The organism is Streptomyces sp. NPDC005805 (assembly GCF_040630445.1).
Classification (GTDB): Bacteria; Actinomycetota; Actinomycetes; order Streptomycetales; family Streptomycetaceae; genus Streptomyces.
On sequence record NZ_JBEXXN010000042.1, the window covers coordinates 1 to 16,008 of the forward strand.

Genomic DNA, 16,008 nt, shown 5'->3' on the forward strand with positions numbered 1-16,008 from the left:
GCGGAGGCGGGGGGGCCGCCCCGAGCCCCCCCCCCCCGGCGCCCCCCGGCGGCGGGGCCCAGTGACCGGTCGGGACGCAGCTCAGGAGGCCGGGACCTCGTCCGTGAACGAGGTGCCGGCGGCGCGGTACGCGGCGACCCTGGCCGCGACCTGAGCCGGGGTCAGCACCCGGTCCTTCACATGCAGGACGTAGTCCACCTTCTGGTCGTAGGTGCGCGGGGTGGTGGACGTCTGGCCCTGGAGGTCGATCAGCCACTGGTTGAAGTTGATCGACATGGGCCGCTCGGGCAGGTACCGGGCGTCATGGGTGCCGAAGTGCTGCCCGTCCACGTAGTACGTGATGGCGCTGTCGTCGATGGTGACGACCAGGTCGTGCCAGCCCGCGTAGCTCGCCCGGACCTCGGAGTGCTGGTTGACCGCCTGCCACGGGTCGGGGTTGTAGGTCTCCCAGGAGGTCGTGTAGAGGATGTTCGCGGGCTCGCCCCAGCCGCCGTTGGGCAGGTACTCGAAGTCGTACTCGGCGTAGTCGTCCGCCATCGGCGCCTTGAGGTCGTTGATGGTGAAGAAGGTCTGCACGATCCTGTCCCCGTCCGGGCCGCTGTTCGGGGCGTCGGAGAAGCGGACCCGGGCCGCGTAGGTGCCGTTCTTGAACTTCATGTCCTTGGTGAGGATCTCGGTCTGCCGCGTCGACTGCGGTGTGCCGGCCGAGGAGGTGGCCAGGTTCATGATGCTGTTGCCGCCCTCGTTCGCGAAGGTGACGTTCTCCGGGGCCCAGATGGCGCCGGGCACCCCCGGACCGCCCGCGTTGGCGCGGACGTTCCAGCCGTGGGCGGACAGGGCCGGGTCCGTGTGCGAGGTGTAGGCGAAGTCGTCGAACAGCGCCTGGCCGCCGCCCGGCGGGTCGGTCGGGTCCGGGGGATCGGTCGGGCCGGTGGGGTCGTTGCCCTCGGGGGCCGTGCCCCAGACCGTCGTCCCCGCGAGCTGCGCGGTGACCTTGTTCCAGTCCCCGTAGGAGGTCTGCGCGGCGCCGAAGGAGTAGTCGTCGCTCTGGCGCAGTGTCTGCCAGTCGGCGCGGTGGAAGCGCAGCTGCATGTCCCCGGTGTCGGCGCCGGGCGCCAGGGCGCCGGCGGCCGGGGTGAAGCCGATCTCCAGGTAGCGGTCGGCGGTCGGGGTCGGGTTGGCCAGGGTCCCGAAGGTACCGGTGACCACGGAACAGCCCTTCACCGCCCAGGAACAGGCGAAGCGGTAGGCGGCGGCGGGGGAGTCGGCCTTGAAGTAGTAGCGGATCTTCACCTGGCTGAGCTGCACGGGCGAGGAGCCGGTGTTGCGGACCTTGAGCCACGGCTCGCTCTGGTCGGCGGTGGCCCCGCCCGCGCCGGTGCGGTACTGGACGGCCAGGCCGTCGGCGGCCGCGGCGGCCGAGGAGATGGGGAGGGTGGCGAGGACGGTGCCGCCGAGCAGGGCGGCGACGGCGAGCGCGGCACGGGTGCGGCGGCGGCCGGTTCGCGGGGTGGCGGGGAGACGGGTGCCGTGGGGACGCGTGCCGGGGAGACGGGTGCCGGGGGGCGGAGCGCTCATCTCGTTCCTTTCGGAGGGGGATCCGGTGAGGGGGCGACCGGTGAGGAGCTGACCAGTTCGGCTTACCAGTGGGCTTACCAGTCGATGCCGCTGAAGGTGGCATAGACCAATGAGGCCGTCAACCCCGTGCGCGACAAGGCAAGTTGGGCACTCATGACGCCCGTACGGGTGGATCTTGCGGAGACCTCGGGGCTACCATCGACCTGACCAGTGGACGAAGGCCCGCAGGGAGCCCGCATGGAGATCGACGCCGCCGCCTCCGGCGCGGTGCTCAAACGCGAACGCGTCCGCGACGCCGTCCTCGAACTCATCGAGGAACGCGGCCCCGGGGACGCCATCCCCTCCGAGCGCGTCCTCTGCGCCCGGCTCGGGGTGTCCCGGCCGACCCTGCGGGCCGCCGTGGACGAACTCGTGGTCGCCGGGCTGCTGGTGCGCGAGCACGGCCGGGGCATGTTCGTCGCCGCCGAGAAGATCACCCAGGAACTCGTCTCCGACCCCCAGGGCTTCGTCCTCCCGCAGACCGCGGGCGTCTGGACGAGCCGCCTGCTGGAGTTCAGCACCCTGCCCGCCGGCGCGCGGGTCGGGCGCCGGCTGCGGATCTCACCGTCGGCAAAGATCCGCTACGTCGCCCGGCTGCGTCTCGTCGACGGCGCGCCCGTCGCCATCGAGTACCTGCACATCCGCGCCGACCTCGGACTGACCCGGGCCGAACTGGAGACCGGCGACCTCTACCAGCACCTGCGTGAACACCACGGCGTCGAGGTCAGCGAGGCCGTCCAGTCCATCGAACCCACCGTGACGACCCGCGCCGAGGCCGAACTGCTCGACGTGCCGGAGCTGTCGCCCGCCCTGCTCTTCGAACGCCTCACCTCCGACACGGCGGGCCGCCCCGTGGAGTACGTCCACTCCCTCTACCGCGGCGACCGCTACCGGATCGTCTCCCGGCTCTCGCTCGGACCACGGCCCGCGCCCCCGCCCGGCACCGAGGGCCACCACCGCCCCGGACGTCCCGCGGGCGCGGCGCCGGGCCGTCCGCCCGGCCACCATCCGGGCATCCCGCCGGGGGACTTCACCCTCGGCGACCCGGTGCCGTACTCCACCCGGGGAGTGGTGCAGGACCGGCGCTGACGCGTCCCGCCCGCACCTGCACCCCGGCGGCATGCCCGCTGTCGGAGCAATCCGGGGCCCTCGCGCCACCGGCCGCCCAGGGTGGTCCGGGTGAGCACCGGAAACCCCTCAGCGGCGAGCCCCGACCGGCTGATCGCCCTCTCCGACGGCATTTTCGCGATCGCCATGACGCTTCTCGCCCTGGACGTCCGCGTGCCGCCCGGACTGGACTCCGAACGCTTCCACGAGGCGCTGCGCGAGTCCCTGCCCGATCTCGCCGCCTACGCGCTCAGCTTCCTCATCCTCGCCATCTTCTGGCGCGACCAGCGCCAGATCCTGGTGATGTCCGCCAGGGTCGGCGGCATCCCGCAGCACTTCGCCCTCGCCGTCCTCGGCGTCATCGCCATCGTGCCGTTCCCCACCTCCCTGCTGGCCGAGTACGGCGCCCGCGAACCCCTCGCCGTCGCCTCCTACGCGGCCACCATCTGCCTGATCGACCTCCTCCAACTGGCCATGTTCGCCACCCTGCGGGGCCGGCACGGCGTCCGCGAGATCGGCGAATGGCGGGACACGGCCGCGGACCTGGGCGCGACCGTCCTCGTCTTCGGCGCCTCGGTGCCCATCGCCTTCTTCTTCCCGCAGGCTGCGATGTGGATCTGGCTGGCGTTGTTCCCGGCGAAGGTCGTGCTGGGCAACCGGGAACGGCGGCGGGCGAACGAGGGCGCTCACGACGGCGGGACCGAGGACTGACGGGCTCGCACCGTGGCGCGAAGGACGCTCAGGGGCGGCGGGTCGCCAGGACGCAGAACTCGTTGCCCTCGGGATCGGCGAGGACGACCCAACTCCTCTCGCCCTGACCGACGTCGGCGTGCCGGGCGCCCAGGCCGAGCAGCCGGCGCACCTCCTCGTCCCGCTCCCGGTCGACCGGGTTGACGTCCAGATGGAGCCGGTTCTTGACGGTCTTGCCCTCCGGTACCCGCACGAAGGTCAGCACCGGCGGCACCGGGCCGCGCCGACCGCCCGCCGGTACCTCGGGGGAGCCGATGGTGACGAGCCCTTCCTCCGTGTCCGCGTCCAGTACCTCGTAGCCGAGGACCGCGCACCAGAACCGGGCGAGGGCGACGGGATCGGCACAGTCGATCCCCAGCTCGGTGAACTTGCTGGTCATATCGGGACCTCCCGGTCATATGGCGGTGCGGTGGGCGGACGTGCGTACGCCAGCCTGCCGACTACCGGGCGGCCCCGCCACGCGTATCCGGGCCCCGGGGTACGGGCATCCGGCTCGGGCGGCCCGTGGACTCGGTCATACTGTGGCGCCGGAGCACAGGGGGAGGCACACAGCGCATGGAGCACGGGGTGGGCGGTCCGGGACTGCCGGAGCGGATCGGCGGATACGCCGTGGAGCGGGAGTTGGGGGCCGGGGGCATGGGCACCGTCTATCTGGCGCGCTCGCGCGGCGGGCGGGCCGTGGCCGTGAAGGTGGCCCGCCCGGAGCTGGCGTCCGATCCGCACTTCCGGGAGCGGTTCCGGGCCGAGGTCGCGGCCGCGCGCAGTGTCGGCGGCTTCCACACGGCCCCGGTCGTGGACGCGGACCCGTCGGCGGCCGCGCCCTGGCTGGCGACGGCGTACGTCCCCGGGCCCACCCTCGCCGCGCTCCTCGACGCCGAAGGGCCGATGGACGAGGCGCGGCTGCGGCAGCTGGGCGCGGCGCTCGCGGAGGCGCTGGAGGCGATCCACGGCTGCGGGCTGGTCCACCGCGATCTGAAGCCCGGGAACATCATCATGGCGGCGGACGGCCCCAGGGTCCTGGACTTCGGCATCGCGCGGGCGCTGGAGTCCACCCGTCTGACGGCCACCGGCACGGCCTTCGGAACACCCGGCTTCCTGGCGCCCGAGCAGGCGCAGGGGCTCGAAGTCGGCGGCGCGGCCGATGTGTTCGCGCTGGGCGCCGTGCTCGTCGCGGCGGCGGGCGGCAGCGCGTTCGGGGCGGGCACGCCGATCGGCCTGATGTACCGCTCGGTGCACGAGCCCCCGGACCTGAGCGCGGTGCCGGACGGCCTGCGGCCGGTCGTGGCGTCCTGCCTCGCCAAGGACCCGGCCGGGCGGCCCACCCCGGGAGCGCTGCTGGACCTCCTCGCCCCGCCGGACACCGCGCCGGCGCGCCCCGTCGCGTACACCCCCACGGTGGCGGTGCCCCCACCACCCGCCTACGCCCCGGCCCCCGCCGGTCCGCCGCCGCCGCACCGTGCCCCGACCGAACCCGCCCCGGTGGGCGACCCGTCCACGGGCGCCGACGCCGACCTCGCCTTCGTGGCGGTCGGCCCGGACAGCTCCCTGCTGGTGGACGCGGCCGGCGTCGTCCTCGGTTCGACGGCGGACGGCGACCGCTCCTTCGGCTGGGCGGAGATCGCCGGCGTCGAGTACACCGCCGAGGGCCCCAAACACCTCCGGGTCACCGTCCGCCTCCACGCCGGCACCGCCCACCACTGCCTCCTCGCCGCCCGCCGACGCGCCCGGCTCCAGGAGTGGCTGGAGGACCTGCCGCTGATCCTGGACTGCTTCGCCTAGCGGGCGCCCCGGGGCCCGGCCCCGGACCCCGGCCCCGGACCTCGGCCCCCGGGCCCGGCGGCCGTGGAGCCGTCTGGGAAGCTGGCGCCGTGCCCGCGACACCCCAGATACCGGACCCGGCGCAGGCCGAGCCCGGGCCCGCGCCGCTCGGCGAGGTCCCGGCCCAGGCGCGCCCGCCCGGCGCGCCCGGCGGTGCGCGGATCGAGCCCGTGACGCCCGATCCGCCCGCCGTCCTCGCCCGGCCGCTGCTGACCCAGCAGTGGCTGGACCTCGCCTTCGTGCACTGGGCCGTCGACCCGGACGCCGTGGCGCCCCTGCTGCCGCCCGGCACCGTGCCCGATGTGTACGACGGGGCCACCTACGTCGGCCTGGTCGCCTTCCGGATGCACGAGGTGGGGTGGCTGCGCCTGCCCGGGGTGCCCTACTTCGGATCGTTCCCCGAGACCAATGTGCGGCTGTACTCCGTCGACGGGCGGGGCCGGCGCGGTGTGGTCTTCCGGTCGCTCGACGCCGCGCGGCTGGTGCCCGTCCTCGCCGGGCGCGCCGGGTTCCGGCTGCCGTACACCTGGTCCCGGATGTCGGTCCGCGAGGAGGGGCCCGTCGTCACCTACACCAGCGTCCGCCGCTGGCCCGGGCCGCGCGGTGCGCGCTGCCGGCTCGTCGTCCGCAAGGGTGAGCCCGTCGCCGAGCCCAGCGGGCTGGAGCACTTCCTCACCGCCCGGTGGGCCCTGCACACCGCCCTCCCCGGCGGGCCGGCCCACCTCCCCAACGACCACCCCCGCTGGCCCCTGCACCGCGCCGAACTCCTGCACTGCGAGGAGGACCTGATCGCGGCGGCCGGACTGACCGCCCCGCTGGGCGAGCCGGTCAGCGTCCTCTGGTCGCCCGGCGTCCCCGTGCGGCTGGGCGCTCCCACCCGCGCACGCCGGGCCTGACCACGGCCGGGCGGAGCGGGGAGGCGCGATACGGACAGGGCTCGCCCGATCGGGTGTCGGCACGGGACGGCGGGGAACGCCGAGGGGCATGACTGAGGGGCGCGCCCCCAGCCGGAGGACCCGAGCCGGAGGCTCCCCACCGGAGGACCCACCCGAGGACCCCATCAGACGGAGGACCCCTTGAGCCCGAGCACCGACCCGCCCCACACCCCCCGGACCTCCCGCCCCGCCGGAGCACCTCTGACCGACGACGAACTCGCGGTGCTGGACGCCCACTGGCGGGCGGCCAACTACCTCGCCGTCGGCCAGATCTACCTGCTGGACAACCCCCTGCTGCGGCGGCCGCTCACGCCCGAGCACATCAAGCCCCGGCTCCTCGGCCACTGGGGCACCTCACCGGGCCTCAACCTCGTGTACACCCATCTGAACCGGATCATCCGGCGGGACGGCACCGACACCCTGTGCGTCTGGGGGCCGGGCCACGGCGGCCCCGCCGTCCTCGCGGGCGCCTGGCTGGACGGCAGCTACAGCGAGATCGACCCGGACGTGAGCCGCGACGAGGACGGGATGCGCCGTCTGTTCCGGCAGTTCTCCTTCCCCGGCGGCGTCCCCAGCCATGTCGCCCCCGAGGTGCCCGGCTCGATCCACGAGGGCGGCGAACTCGGCTACTCCCTCGCCCACGCGTACGGCGCCGCCTTCGACAACCCGGACCTGCTGGTCGCCTGCGTCATCGGCGACGGAGAGGCGGAGACCGGGCCGCTCGCCGCCTCCTGGCACTCCAACAAGTTCCTCGACCCCCGCCACGACGGCGCCGTCCTCCCGATCCTCCACCTCAACGGCTACAAGATCGCCAACCCGACCGTCCTCGCCCGGCTCCCCGAGGACGAGCTCGACACCCTGCTGCGCGGCTACGGCCACGAGCCCCTGCACGTCACCGGCGACGACCCGGCACACGTCCACCGGGCCCTGGCTGCCGCGCTCGACACCGCGCTGGAGCGCATCCGGGAGATCCAGCGGACCGCCCGGTCCACCCGGGCCGCCGCCGGGGCATCCGAACGCCCCCGGTGGCCCGTGATCGTGCTGCGCACCCCCAAGGGCTGGACCGGCCCCGCCGAGGTGGACGGCCTCCCCGTCGAGGGCACCTGGCGTTCCCATCAGGTCCCGCTCGCCGGGGTCCGCGACAACCCCGCCCACCTCGCCCAACTGGAGTCCTGGCTGCGCTCCTACCGGCCCGACGACCTCTTCGACGCCGACGGCCGCCCCCGCCCCGAGGTGCTGGCCTGCGTCCCCGGGGGCCCCCGCCGCCTCGGCGCGACCCCGCACGCCAACGGCGGCCTCCTGGTGCGCGAACTGCCCCTGGCCCCGCTGGAGGAGTTCGCCGTCCCGGTCGACGCGCCGGGCAGCGGCCCCCACGAGCCGACCGGCGTCCTCGGCGAACTGCTGGCCCGGGTGATGGCCGACACTGCCGGGCGCCGGGACTTCCGGCTGGTCGGCCCGGACGAGACCGCGTCCAACCGGCTCACCGCCGTCTACGGCGCCAGCGGCAAGGCGTGGCAGGAACGCATCCTCGGCACGGACGAGCACCTGGACCGGCACGGCAGGGTGATGGAGGTCCTCTCCGAGCACCTGTGCCAGGGCTGGCTGGAGGGCTATCTGCTGACCGGCCGCCACGGTCTGTTCTCCTGCTACGAGGCGTTCGTCCACATCGTCGACTCGATGGTCAACCAGCACATCAAGTGGCTCAAGACCTCCCGCGCCCTGCCCTGGCGCGCACCCCTGCCGTCCCTGAACTACCTGCTCACCTCGCACGTCTGGCGGCAGGACCACAACGGCTTCTCCCACCAGGACCCCGGCTTCGTCGACCACGTCCTCAACAAGAGCCCCGAAGTGGTGAGGGTCTACCTCCCGCCGGACGCCAACACCCTGCTCTGCACGGCCGAGCGCGTGCTGCGCAGCCGGGACCGGGTCAATGTGGTCGTCGCCGGCAAGCAGCCCTGCTTCGACTGGCTGAGTCTCGACCGGGCCCGTGCCCACTGCGCCCGGGGCGCCGGTGTCTGGGAGTGGGCGGGCACCGAGGACGGCAGCCGCGACCCGGACGTGGTCCTCGCCTGCGCCGGGGACGTCCCCACCCAGGAGACCCTGGCGGCGGCCCGGCTGCTGCGCGAGCAGCTGCCGGAACTCGCCGTCCGGGTGGTCAACGTCGTGGACATGACCCGGCTGATGCCCGCCGAGGAGCACCCCCACGGCATGACCTCCGCCGAGTACGACGCCCTGTTCACCCCGGACCGGCCGGTGATCTTCGCGTACCACGGCTACCCCTGGCTGGTGCACCGCCTCGCCTACCGGCGCACCGGGCACCCCGATCTGCATGCGCGGGGGTACAAGGAGTCCGGCACCACGACCACGCCCTTCGACATGGTGGTCCGCAACGACCTGGACCGCTACCGCCTGGTGATGGACGTCGTGGACCGGGTCCCGGGCCTCGCGGTACGGGCCGCCGGGGTCCGGCAGGCGATGGCCGACATCCGCACCCGCCACCACGCCTGGATCCGCGAGCGCACGGCACCGACCTGCCCGAGGTCGCCGACTGGACCTGGCAGGGGTGACGCGGACCTCCGACGCGGACCCCGGCGCGGCGGGCGGGGGTGGACCTCCGGCGCGGTGGGCGGGGGTGGACCTCCGGCGGGTGGGCCGGGGCGGCGCGGCGAGGTGCCGCACGCCTCGGGCGGCGCGTGGCGGAAAAGGTCCCCCGTGGGAGGTGAGCGTGGCGGATTCCGGGGTAGACGGAGGCCGATCGCACATGATCGGACGCAGCCCGGTCGGGACACGGGGTGAGCAATGACGGAGACGACACTGGGCACGGAGATCGCCCTCGCGGTGGACTCGGCGGCACAGCGCGCGAGCGCCGCCTTCGACGGTCAGCAGGACTGCGTGGCCTCGGCCCGGGACGCGGTGACCGGGGCGCTCGCCGTGATGGCCATGGCCCTGCGCGCAGCGCTGCCCGACCGTCTCGTCGGCGACGTCCAGCTCGTGGTGAGCGAACTGGTCACCAACGCGGTGAAGTACGCGCCCGGCCCCTGCCTGGTCGACGTCGAACTCGACGACTCCGGTGTCACCGTCGCCGTGTGGGACAGCGGCACCGCCCTGCCGACCGTGCACCCCGCCGATCCCGGGCGGATCGGGCAGCACGGACTGGAGATCGTGATGGCCCTGTGCGAGGGCTTCGCCGTGCGGCGGGAGCCGGTGGGCAAGCGGATCACCGTCCGGCTGGCCGCGCGGCCCGCCTGAGCCCCCGGCCCCGGTTCAGCCCGGCCCGGCCGCGCGCCGGGGCCCGGTCAGCGCCGCCGGGGCAGGCGCACCACGCTCACGAAGAAGTCGTCGATCTGCCGGACCGCCGCGATGAACTGGTCCAGATCGACCGGCTTGGTGACATACGCGTTGGCGTGCAGCTTGTAGCTGCGCAGGATGTCCTCCTCCGCCGAGGAGGTGGTCAGCACGACCACCGGGATCAGCGCCAGGTCGTCGTCCGACTTGATGCGCTCCAGCACCTGACGGCCGTCGTAGCGGGGCAGGTTGAGGTCGAGCAGGATCAGGTCCGGGCGCGGCGCGTCGGTGTACGCGCCCCGCCGGAACAGGAAGTCCAGCGCCTCCTGCCCGTCCCGGACCACGTGCAGGGTGTTCTGGATCTTGTTGTCCTCGAACGCCTCCCGGGTCATCAGCTCGTCGCCGGGGTCGTCCTCGACGAGCAGGACCTCGATCGGTTCGACGGGGGCCTTCATACGGTGCTCCTGGTGGTCCTGGTGGTGGTCGGGGCGTTCGGGGCGGGCTCGCCGGCGGGCGCCGGTACGGTGGCCGCGGGGTTCTCGTCGGCGGCCGGCTCCTCGGCGTCCGCCGTGTGCCAGGCGTCCGCCGGCTCCGCCGCGTCCGCGGGAAGGGTGAAGCGGATCTCCGTCCCCTCCCGCTCGCCGGGCTCGTGCACGGCGATGCTGCCGCGGTGGTGCTCCACGATCTTGCGGCACAGGGCCAGGCCGATGCCCGTGCCCCCGTACTCGTCGCGGCCGTGCAGCCGCTGGAAGACCACGAAGACCTTCTCGGCGAACTCGGCCGGGATGCCGATGCCGTTGTCCCGGACCGTGAACGCCCAGTCGTCGCCCGCCCGTTCGCAGGCGATCTCCACCCGGCAGGGCCGGTCGGGGTGACGGAACTTCAGCGCGTTGCCGACCAGGTTCTGCCAGACCATGGTCATCAGGGTCGGGTCGCAGGTGAGGGTCGGCAGCCGCTCGGGGCGCACGATCTCGGCGCCGGACTCCTCCACGGCCACCGAGAGGCTGTTCAGCGCCCGCTCCAGCGGGGCGTCCAGCCCGACGGTGGTGTACTCCTCGTCCAGCCGCCCCACCCGGGAGAAGGTCAGCAGGTCGTTGATGAGGACCTGCATCCGCTTGGCGCCGTCCACCGCGAAGTCGATGTACTGGCGGCCCCGGTCGTCGAGTTCGGTGCCGTAGCGCTTCTCCAGCAGCTGGCAGAAGGACGCGACCTTCCGCAGCGGCTCCTGGAGGTCGTGCGAGGCGACGTACGCGAACTGCTCCAGCTCCGCGTTGGACCGCCGCAGCTCCTCGGTCTGCTCCTCCAGCAGCCGTTCGCGGCCCTTCGCCTCCCGCAGGGCGTCCACCAGCCGCCGGCGCATCTCCTCGACCGCCGTGCCCACCGCCCGCAGGTCGGCCGGGCCCTCGATCCGGATCTCCTGTTCGAAGGACTCGTCCCGGACCCGCTGGGAGGCCGCCTCCAGCCGGCGCAGCGGCCGGCCGACGATCCGGTGCACGATCACCGTCAGCAGGGCGCAGGCCGCCACGATCGCGGCCAGCAGCACACCGAAGGCGAGGTTGCGCTGGGTCCGCGCGTCGGCGGCCTCGGCGCGGGCCCGGGTGCGCTCCTCGTCGAAGTGGGTCTCCTGGAGGGCGAAGACCGCCCGCAGGTCGTCGAAGCCCTGCTTGCTGCGTTCGATCCGGTCCGGGGTGACGCCCGCCCCGCCCTCCTCGCGCACATTCGCGATCAGCGGCTCGGCCTGCTCGGTCCGCCAGGTCGCGGCGGCGCGCTCCACCTCGCGCAGATCGGACATCAGCTTCGGGTACACGGACACCAGCTCCCGCAACTGGGCGGTGCGTTCGCGCTGGTCCCGCTGCCCCTGCCGGTAGGGCTCCAGGAACTCGTCCCGCCCGCTGAGGGCGTAGCCGCGCACACTGGTCTCCTGGTCCAGGAGGGACTTCTGGAGCCGCAGCGAGACGGAACGGCCCGGCTGGATCACGTCCGCCAGCTCGTCCTGCCGCTCCTCCGCGCGGTTCACCATCACCCCGCCGACGACCGCCGAGACGACCACCACCAGCGCCATCAGCCCCAGGACCAGGAGGAACCACCCCTGGACGGTGAAACGCCCGCTCAGGCGGGGCCGGGCACCCCCGTCGGGCCCGGCGCCGCTCGTGGTGCTGCTCATGCGGTGTGCTCCCAATTCATGTGCAGGACGGCGATGTCGTCGGACAGCCCTCCGTACGGTGCGGCGGCGGCCGAGACCTCGTCCACCACGGTGTCCACGAACTCCTGCGGGGGCAGGTGGGCGTGGCGCTGCGCGGCGCCGAGGAGCCCGTCCTCGCCGAGCCGCTGCCCGCCCGGCCCGGTCCGGCCCTCGAAGAGGCCGTCGGTGAAGGCGACCAGGCTGGTGTCCGGGGTGATGGGCAGGGTGTGCTCGCTCCAGCGGGCCTGGCCCGGCAGGAAGCCGAGCGCCATCCCGCCCGGCGGCTCGTACCAGGTGACCCGGCCGCCGGCGCGCAGCATCATGCCGGGGTGCCCGGCGCGCACCACCCGTACGCAGGACCGGTCCGGCGGAAAGACGCAGGAGACCAGGGTGGCGAAGAGCTGGTCCTCGCCCCGCTCGGCGGCGAGTATCTCCTCAAGCAGCCGCAGTTGGTCGGGGCCGGTGCGCCCGCTCATCACGGCCGCGCGCCAGGCGACCCGCAGGCAGACGCCGAGGGCCGCCTCGACCGGACCGTGCCCGGAGACGTCGCCGACCACGGAGTGCACCGAGCCGTCCTCGGTCTGGACGACGTCGTAGAAGTCGCCGCCGAGGACGCCGTGGGTGCGGCCGGGCTCGTACCGGGCCACCACCGAGAAGTCGTCCCCGCGCAGCAGCGGGACGGGGAGCAGACCGCGCTCCAGCCGGGTGTTCTCCTGGGCGCGCAGCCGGACCGCCTGGAGGGCGGCGGTGGCGCGCTGCACCTGCTTGCGCTGGAGGGCGTAGCGCACCGCGCGGCTCAGCCCCTCCGAGGTCAACTGGGTCTTGGACAGGTAGTCCTCGGCGCCCTCGGCCACGGCCGCGAGACCGGTGGGCCCGTCGGCGAGGCCGGTGAGCACGACCACGGCCGCCTCCGGCGCGAAGGACAGCGTCCGCCGCACGGCCGCGAGGCCCTGGGCGTCCGGCAGATGCAGATCGAGGAGGACGCACAGGCCGGTGCCCCGCTCCTCGGTGACGGCCTCGGCCTCGGCCAGGCTCTTGCACCAGGTCAGCCGGGCTGGCAGCTCCGCGTCGGCCAGTACCTCCTCGAACAGCAGCGCGTCCCCCGCGTCGTCCTCGATCAGGAGGAGGGACACCTCCTGTTCCGTCGCGGGGAGATCGCCCCCCTGCGTCGGCACCGGCGCCCTTCCCAGCGCGGGCAGCTCCACCCCAGCCTCCTCGTCACGCCATCGGCCCCCGATGCGTCGCGAGAACCATACTGGTGGCGGGGTCGTGACTGCTCCGAGTGATCGCGCCCGGTGGACCTTGCCGTCCGATGGCCGCAGTGGCCGCGCGGAGGGGTTTCGTTCTGCGGCTTGCCAGGGGTGCCATGGCTGTGCCCGGGGCACCGGGTGTGCGAAGTGTCTCCTTCCGCGCACCCGGTGCCCGGTGTCCCGGTTCCGGGGCCGGGTGCGTCAGAACGAGGTCCAGGTGAACGCCACCCGGTCACCCGCCTTCAGCCGGAACTGGCAGCCGCCGACCGGCGTCGGCGTCCCGTTGACCGAGATGTTCCAGTACGCGGAGCCGCCGCCGGAGACCCCCTTCACGGTGTCCACCGAGAAGTCGTCGAAGGACGCGTACCAGGTCCCGTCCCAGGTGAAGCCGTGTCTCCGGGCGGCGTCGTCGAGGGCGGCGGTCGGTGTGGGCACCTTGGTGGCGTGCGCGCCGCCGTTGGTCCCGTCGCACTTGCGGGTGCCGCCGGTCGCGGTGGTGACGTCGTGGCCCTTGGTTCTGACCCGGCCCTTGAACAGCAGCCCGTCGGGCCCCTGCACGGTCAGGCGCACCTTGACGGGTGCGTTGGTGTTCGCGTGTGACGTGTGATGCGCGGCGATGTGCGCGGACGCGGACGCCGGCACGGCCTGGGCGGCGGCGGGCGCGGTGGTCAGGGCGAGGCCCAGCGCCGTGGCGGTGACCAGGGCGCGGTGGACGGTGGTGCGGTGCATGGACGGCCCTCCTGGGGCGTGGCGGGTCCGCGAACCGCGACGCCCCCGGGACGCACGACGCCCGCACACGCCCATGGGCGTACGGAGGCCGGCGGACCGGGCTCGGGGCTTCGCGCTGCAGACCGTGACAGTGGGAAGCGGTACCGCTCGCACAGCGGGTGCTCCGACTCGCGGCGCACGCGCGCCGCACACGGTTGCAGGTCAGCGCCGGATTCCCACCGGACTTCCCCCGCTTGTGCCAGCCATTCGGTTGTCCGCACCGGGGGACCCGCCCCCGGGGCAGACGCATCGTAGGGCGCGGCTTCGTCGCGCGGCCACCGGTACCGGCCGATCCGCTTGTGGCGGACGGAAGTTGGCGCTCCGGGGGCGGCGGCCCGTGCCCGGCGGGCGGCGGCGGGCGGCGCGGTGGGGTGGACTTAGTAGGACGTCCAACTATATGGTCGCGCCCAAAGGCCCGCGGTGCAGGGAAGCCGGTGTGAATCCGGCGCGGTCCCGCCACTGTGACCGGGGAGTGCGTCCTCCAGCGAGGAAGGCCACCGGCGGAGAGATCCGCCGGGAAGGCCGGAGGGCGTGCGCTGATCCGGGAGTCAGGATACCGGCCGCGGGATGTTCCGTGTTGTCCACGAGGATGGAGCAGACACGCATGGCACCGGTCCGTACCCGTGATCCTGGTGATCCGGCGAGGCACACCCGCGTTCCCGCGCTTTCGTAGCCCCTCGACGGCCCTCCGGCCTCCGCGTCCCACGGTGGTTCCGCGCGCCCGCACCCGACCGGTGCGCCGCGCCGGCCTGCCGTGCCATCCCCGGATCTCACCTGACGAGAGCAGGCTTCCATGGTCCGTGAACTGACACATTTCGTCGGCGGAAAGCGCACGCCCGGCACCTCCGGGCTCTTCGCCGACGTCCATGACCCCAACACCGGCGCCGTCCAGGCGCACGTCCCGCTCGCCGGGGCGGAGGAGACCCGCGCCGCGATCGCCGACGCCGCGGCCGCACAGCCCGAATGGGCCGCGTGGAACCCGCAGCGCCGGGCCCGCGTCCTGATGCGCTTCCTCCAGCTCGTCGAGGGCGAACGGGACGAACTCGCCCGTCTGCTCTCCGCCGAGCACGGCAAGACCGTCCCCGACGCGCACGGCGACCTCCAGCGCGGCCTGGAGGTCGTCGAGTTCGCCGCGGGCATCCCGCACCTCCTCAAGGGCGAGTTCACCGACAACGCCGGCACCGGCATCGACGTGCACTCCCTGCGCAGCCCCCTCGGCGTGGTCGCCGGCATCACCCCGTTCAACTTCCCGGCGATGATCCCCCTCTGGAAGGCCGCCCCCGCGCTCGCCTGCGGGAACGCCTTCGTTCTCAAGCCCTCCGAACGCGACCCCTCCGTGCCGCTGCGGCTCGCCGAACTCTTCGTGGAGGCGGGCCTTCCGCCCGGTGTGCTCAACGTCGTCAACGGCGCGAAGGAGGCCGTGGACACCCTGCTGGAGGACCCCCGCGTGGACGCCGTCGGCTTCGTCGGCTCCACCCCCGTCGCCCAGCACGTCTACGCCACCGCCGCCCGGCACGGCAAGCGCGCCCAGTGCTTCGGCGGCGCCAAGAACCACATGATCGTCATGCCGGACGCCGACCTGGACCAGGCCGTGGACGCCCTCGTCGGCGCGGGCTACGGCTCCGCCGGCGAACGCTGCATGGCCGTCTCCGTCGCCGTCCCGGTGGGCGAGGAGACCGCCGACGCCCTGGTGGCCGCCCTGCGGGAACGCGTCGGCACCCTGCGCATCGGCCGCTCCGACGACCCCGAGGCCGACTTCGGGCCGCTGGTCGGCCGCGACGCCCTGGACCGGGTCCGCCGCTATGTCGACATCGGCGTCACCGAGGGCGCCGAACTCGTCGTCGACGGCCGGGACTTCGTCCTCCCGGGCCACGAGAACGGCTTCTTCGCCGGCGCCTCCCTCTTCGACCGGGTCACCCCCTCGATGCGGATCTACCGCGAGGAGATCTTCGGCCCGGTGCTCTCGGTGGTCCGCGCCGCCGACTACGAGGAGGCCCTGCGCCTGCCCAGCGAGCACCCCTTCGGCAACGGCGTCGCCCTCTTCACCCGCGACGGCGACACCGCCCGCGACTTCACCCGCCGGGTGAACACCGGCATGGTCGGCGTCAACGTGCCCATCCCGGTGCCCGTCGCCTACCACTCCTTCGGCGGCTGGAAGCGGTCCGCCTTCGGCGACCTGGGCCAGCACGGCACCGACTCGATCCGCTTCTTCACCCGTACCAAGACCGTCACCTCGCGCTGGCCCTCCGGGGTCAAGGAGGGCGCGAGCTTCACCATCCCGACGATGGGGTGAGCG

12 protein-coding genes, 1 pseudogene and 2 riboswitches are annotated in these 16,008 nt (G+C 73.8%); of the genes and pseudogenes, 7 read left to right on the top strand and 6 right to left on the bottom strand.

Annotation, left to right across the window (positions count from 1 at the left end; genetic code table 11):
* Positions 1–81: 81 nt before the first annotated feature.
* The gene (locus ABZ457_RS21720) at positions 82–1,578 is read right to left on the bottom strand and encodes a cellulose binding domain-containing protein (protein WP_359159604.1); all 1,497 of its coding nucleotides are present in this window, start codon (positions 1,576–1,578) and stop codon (positions 82–84) included.
* Positions 1,579–1,815: 237 nt separating this feature from the next.
* Between ABZ457_RS21720 and ABZ457_RS21725 the strand changes: the two genes are divergently transcribed.
* On the top strand, positions 1,816–2,706 hold the full coding sequence (locus ABZ457_RS21725; RefSeq protein ID WP_359159606.1) for a GntR family transcriptional regulator: 891 nt from the start codon (positions 1,816–1,818) through the stop codon (positions 2,704–2,706).
* 81 nt (positions 2,707–2,787) lie between these two features.
* Entirely contained in the window at positions 2,788–3,435 is a 648-nt protein-coding gene (locus ABZ457_RS21730; RefSeq protein WP_359159608.1) for a TMEM175 family protein, read from the top strand.
* A 28-nt stretch (positions 3,436–3,463) separates the two neighbouring features.
* Here the strand turns inward: ABZ457_RS21730 and ABZ457_RS21735 are convergent, their stop codons facing one another.
* A complete protein-coding gene (locus ABZ457_RS21735; protein ID WP_359159610.1) occupies positions 3,464–3,853 on the bottom strand; it encodes a VOC family protein in 390 nt (129 codons plus the stop codon).
* A gap of 176 nt (positions 3,854–4,029) precedes the next feature.
* Between ABZ457_RS21735 and ABZ457_RS21740 the strand changes: the two genes are divergently transcribed.
* From ABZ457_RS21740 to ABZ457_RS21755, 4 genes and pseudogenes are all read left to right on the top strand, one after another.
* On the top strand, positions 4,030–5,253 hold the full coding sequence (locus tag ABZ457_RS21740) for a serine/threonine-protein kinase (RefSeq protein ID WP_359159612.1): 1,224 nt from the start codon (positions 4,030–4,032) through the stop codon (positions 5,251–5,253).
* Positions 5,254–5,453: 200 nt separating this feature from the next.
* Positions 5,454–6,188: a DUF2071 domain-containing protein gene (locus ABZ457_RS21745; protein WP_359159658.1), complete on the top strand. Its 735-nt coding sequence runs from the start codon at positions 5,454–5,456 to the stop codon at positions 6,186–6,188.
* A gap of 240 nt (positions 6,189–6,428) precedes the next feature.
* Positions 6,429–8,794, top strand: a pseudogene (locus ABZ457_RS21750) (phosphoketolase family protein).
* A 232-nt stretch (positions 8,795–9,026) separates the two neighbouring features.
* The gene (locus ABZ457_RS21755; RefSeq protein ID WP_359159614.1) at positions 9,027–9,476 is read left to right on the top strand and encodes an ATP-binding protein; all 450 of its coding nucleotides are present in this window, start codon (positions 9,027–9,029) and stop codon (positions 9,474–9,476) included.
* A 47-nt stretch (positions 9,477–9,523) separates the two neighbouring features.
* On the opposite strand, the gene ABZ457_RS21760 is transcribed toward ABZ457_RS21755, so the two are convergent.
* From ABZ457_RS21760 to ABZ457_RS21775, 4 genes are all read right to left on the bottom strand, one after another.
* On the bottom strand, positions 9,524–9,967 hold the full coding sequence (locus ABZ457_RS21760; protein ID WP_359159616.1) for a response regulator: 444 nt from the start codon (positions 9,965–9,967) through the stop codon (positions 9,524–9,526).
* On the bottom strand, positions 9,964–11,676 hold the full coding sequence (locus tag ABZ457_RS21765) for an ATP-binding protein (protein WP_359159618.1): 1,713 nt from the start codon (positions 11,674–11,676) through the stop codon (positions 9,964–9,966). The genes ABZ457_RS21760 and ABZ457_RS21765 overlap by 4 nt, the downstream gene beginning before the upstream one ends.
* Positions 11,673–12,884 (bottom strand): fused response regulator/phosphatase, encoded by a 1,212-nt coding sequence (locus tag ABZ457_RS21770; RefSeq protein WP_359159660.1) that lies wholly within the window; start codon positions 12,882–12,884, stop codon positions 11,673–11,675. The genes ABZ457_RS21765 and ABZ457_RS21770 overlap by 4 nt, the downstream gene beginning before the upstream one ends.
* A 261-nt stretch (positions 12,885–13,145) precedes the next feature.
* Positions 13,146–13,673 (bottom strand): DUF4430 domain-containing protein, encoded by a 528-nt coding sequence (locus tag ABZ457_RS21775; RefSeq protein ID WP_359159620.1) that lies wholly within the window; start codon positions 13,671–13,673, stop codon positions 13,146–13,148.
* A gap of 156 nt (positions 13,674–13,829) precedes the next feature.
* Positions 13,830–13,903, bottom strand: a riboswitch (cobalamin riboswitch).
* A 190-nt stretch (positions 13,904–14,093) separates the two neighbouring features.
* Positions 14,094–14,292: riboswitch (cobalamin riboswitch) on the top strand.
* Positions 14,293–14,505: 213 nt separating this feature from the next.
* Here ABZ457_RS21775 and ABZ457_RS21780 point away from each other — a divergent pair.
* Complete coding sequence (locus tag ABZ457_RS21780; RefSeq protein WP_359159622.1) at positions 14,506–16,005, top strand: CoA-acylating methylmalonate-semialdehyde dehydrogenase; 1,500 nt, start codon at positions 14,506–14,508, stop codon at positions 16,003–16,005.
* Positions 16,006–16,008: the final 3 nt, after the last annotated feature.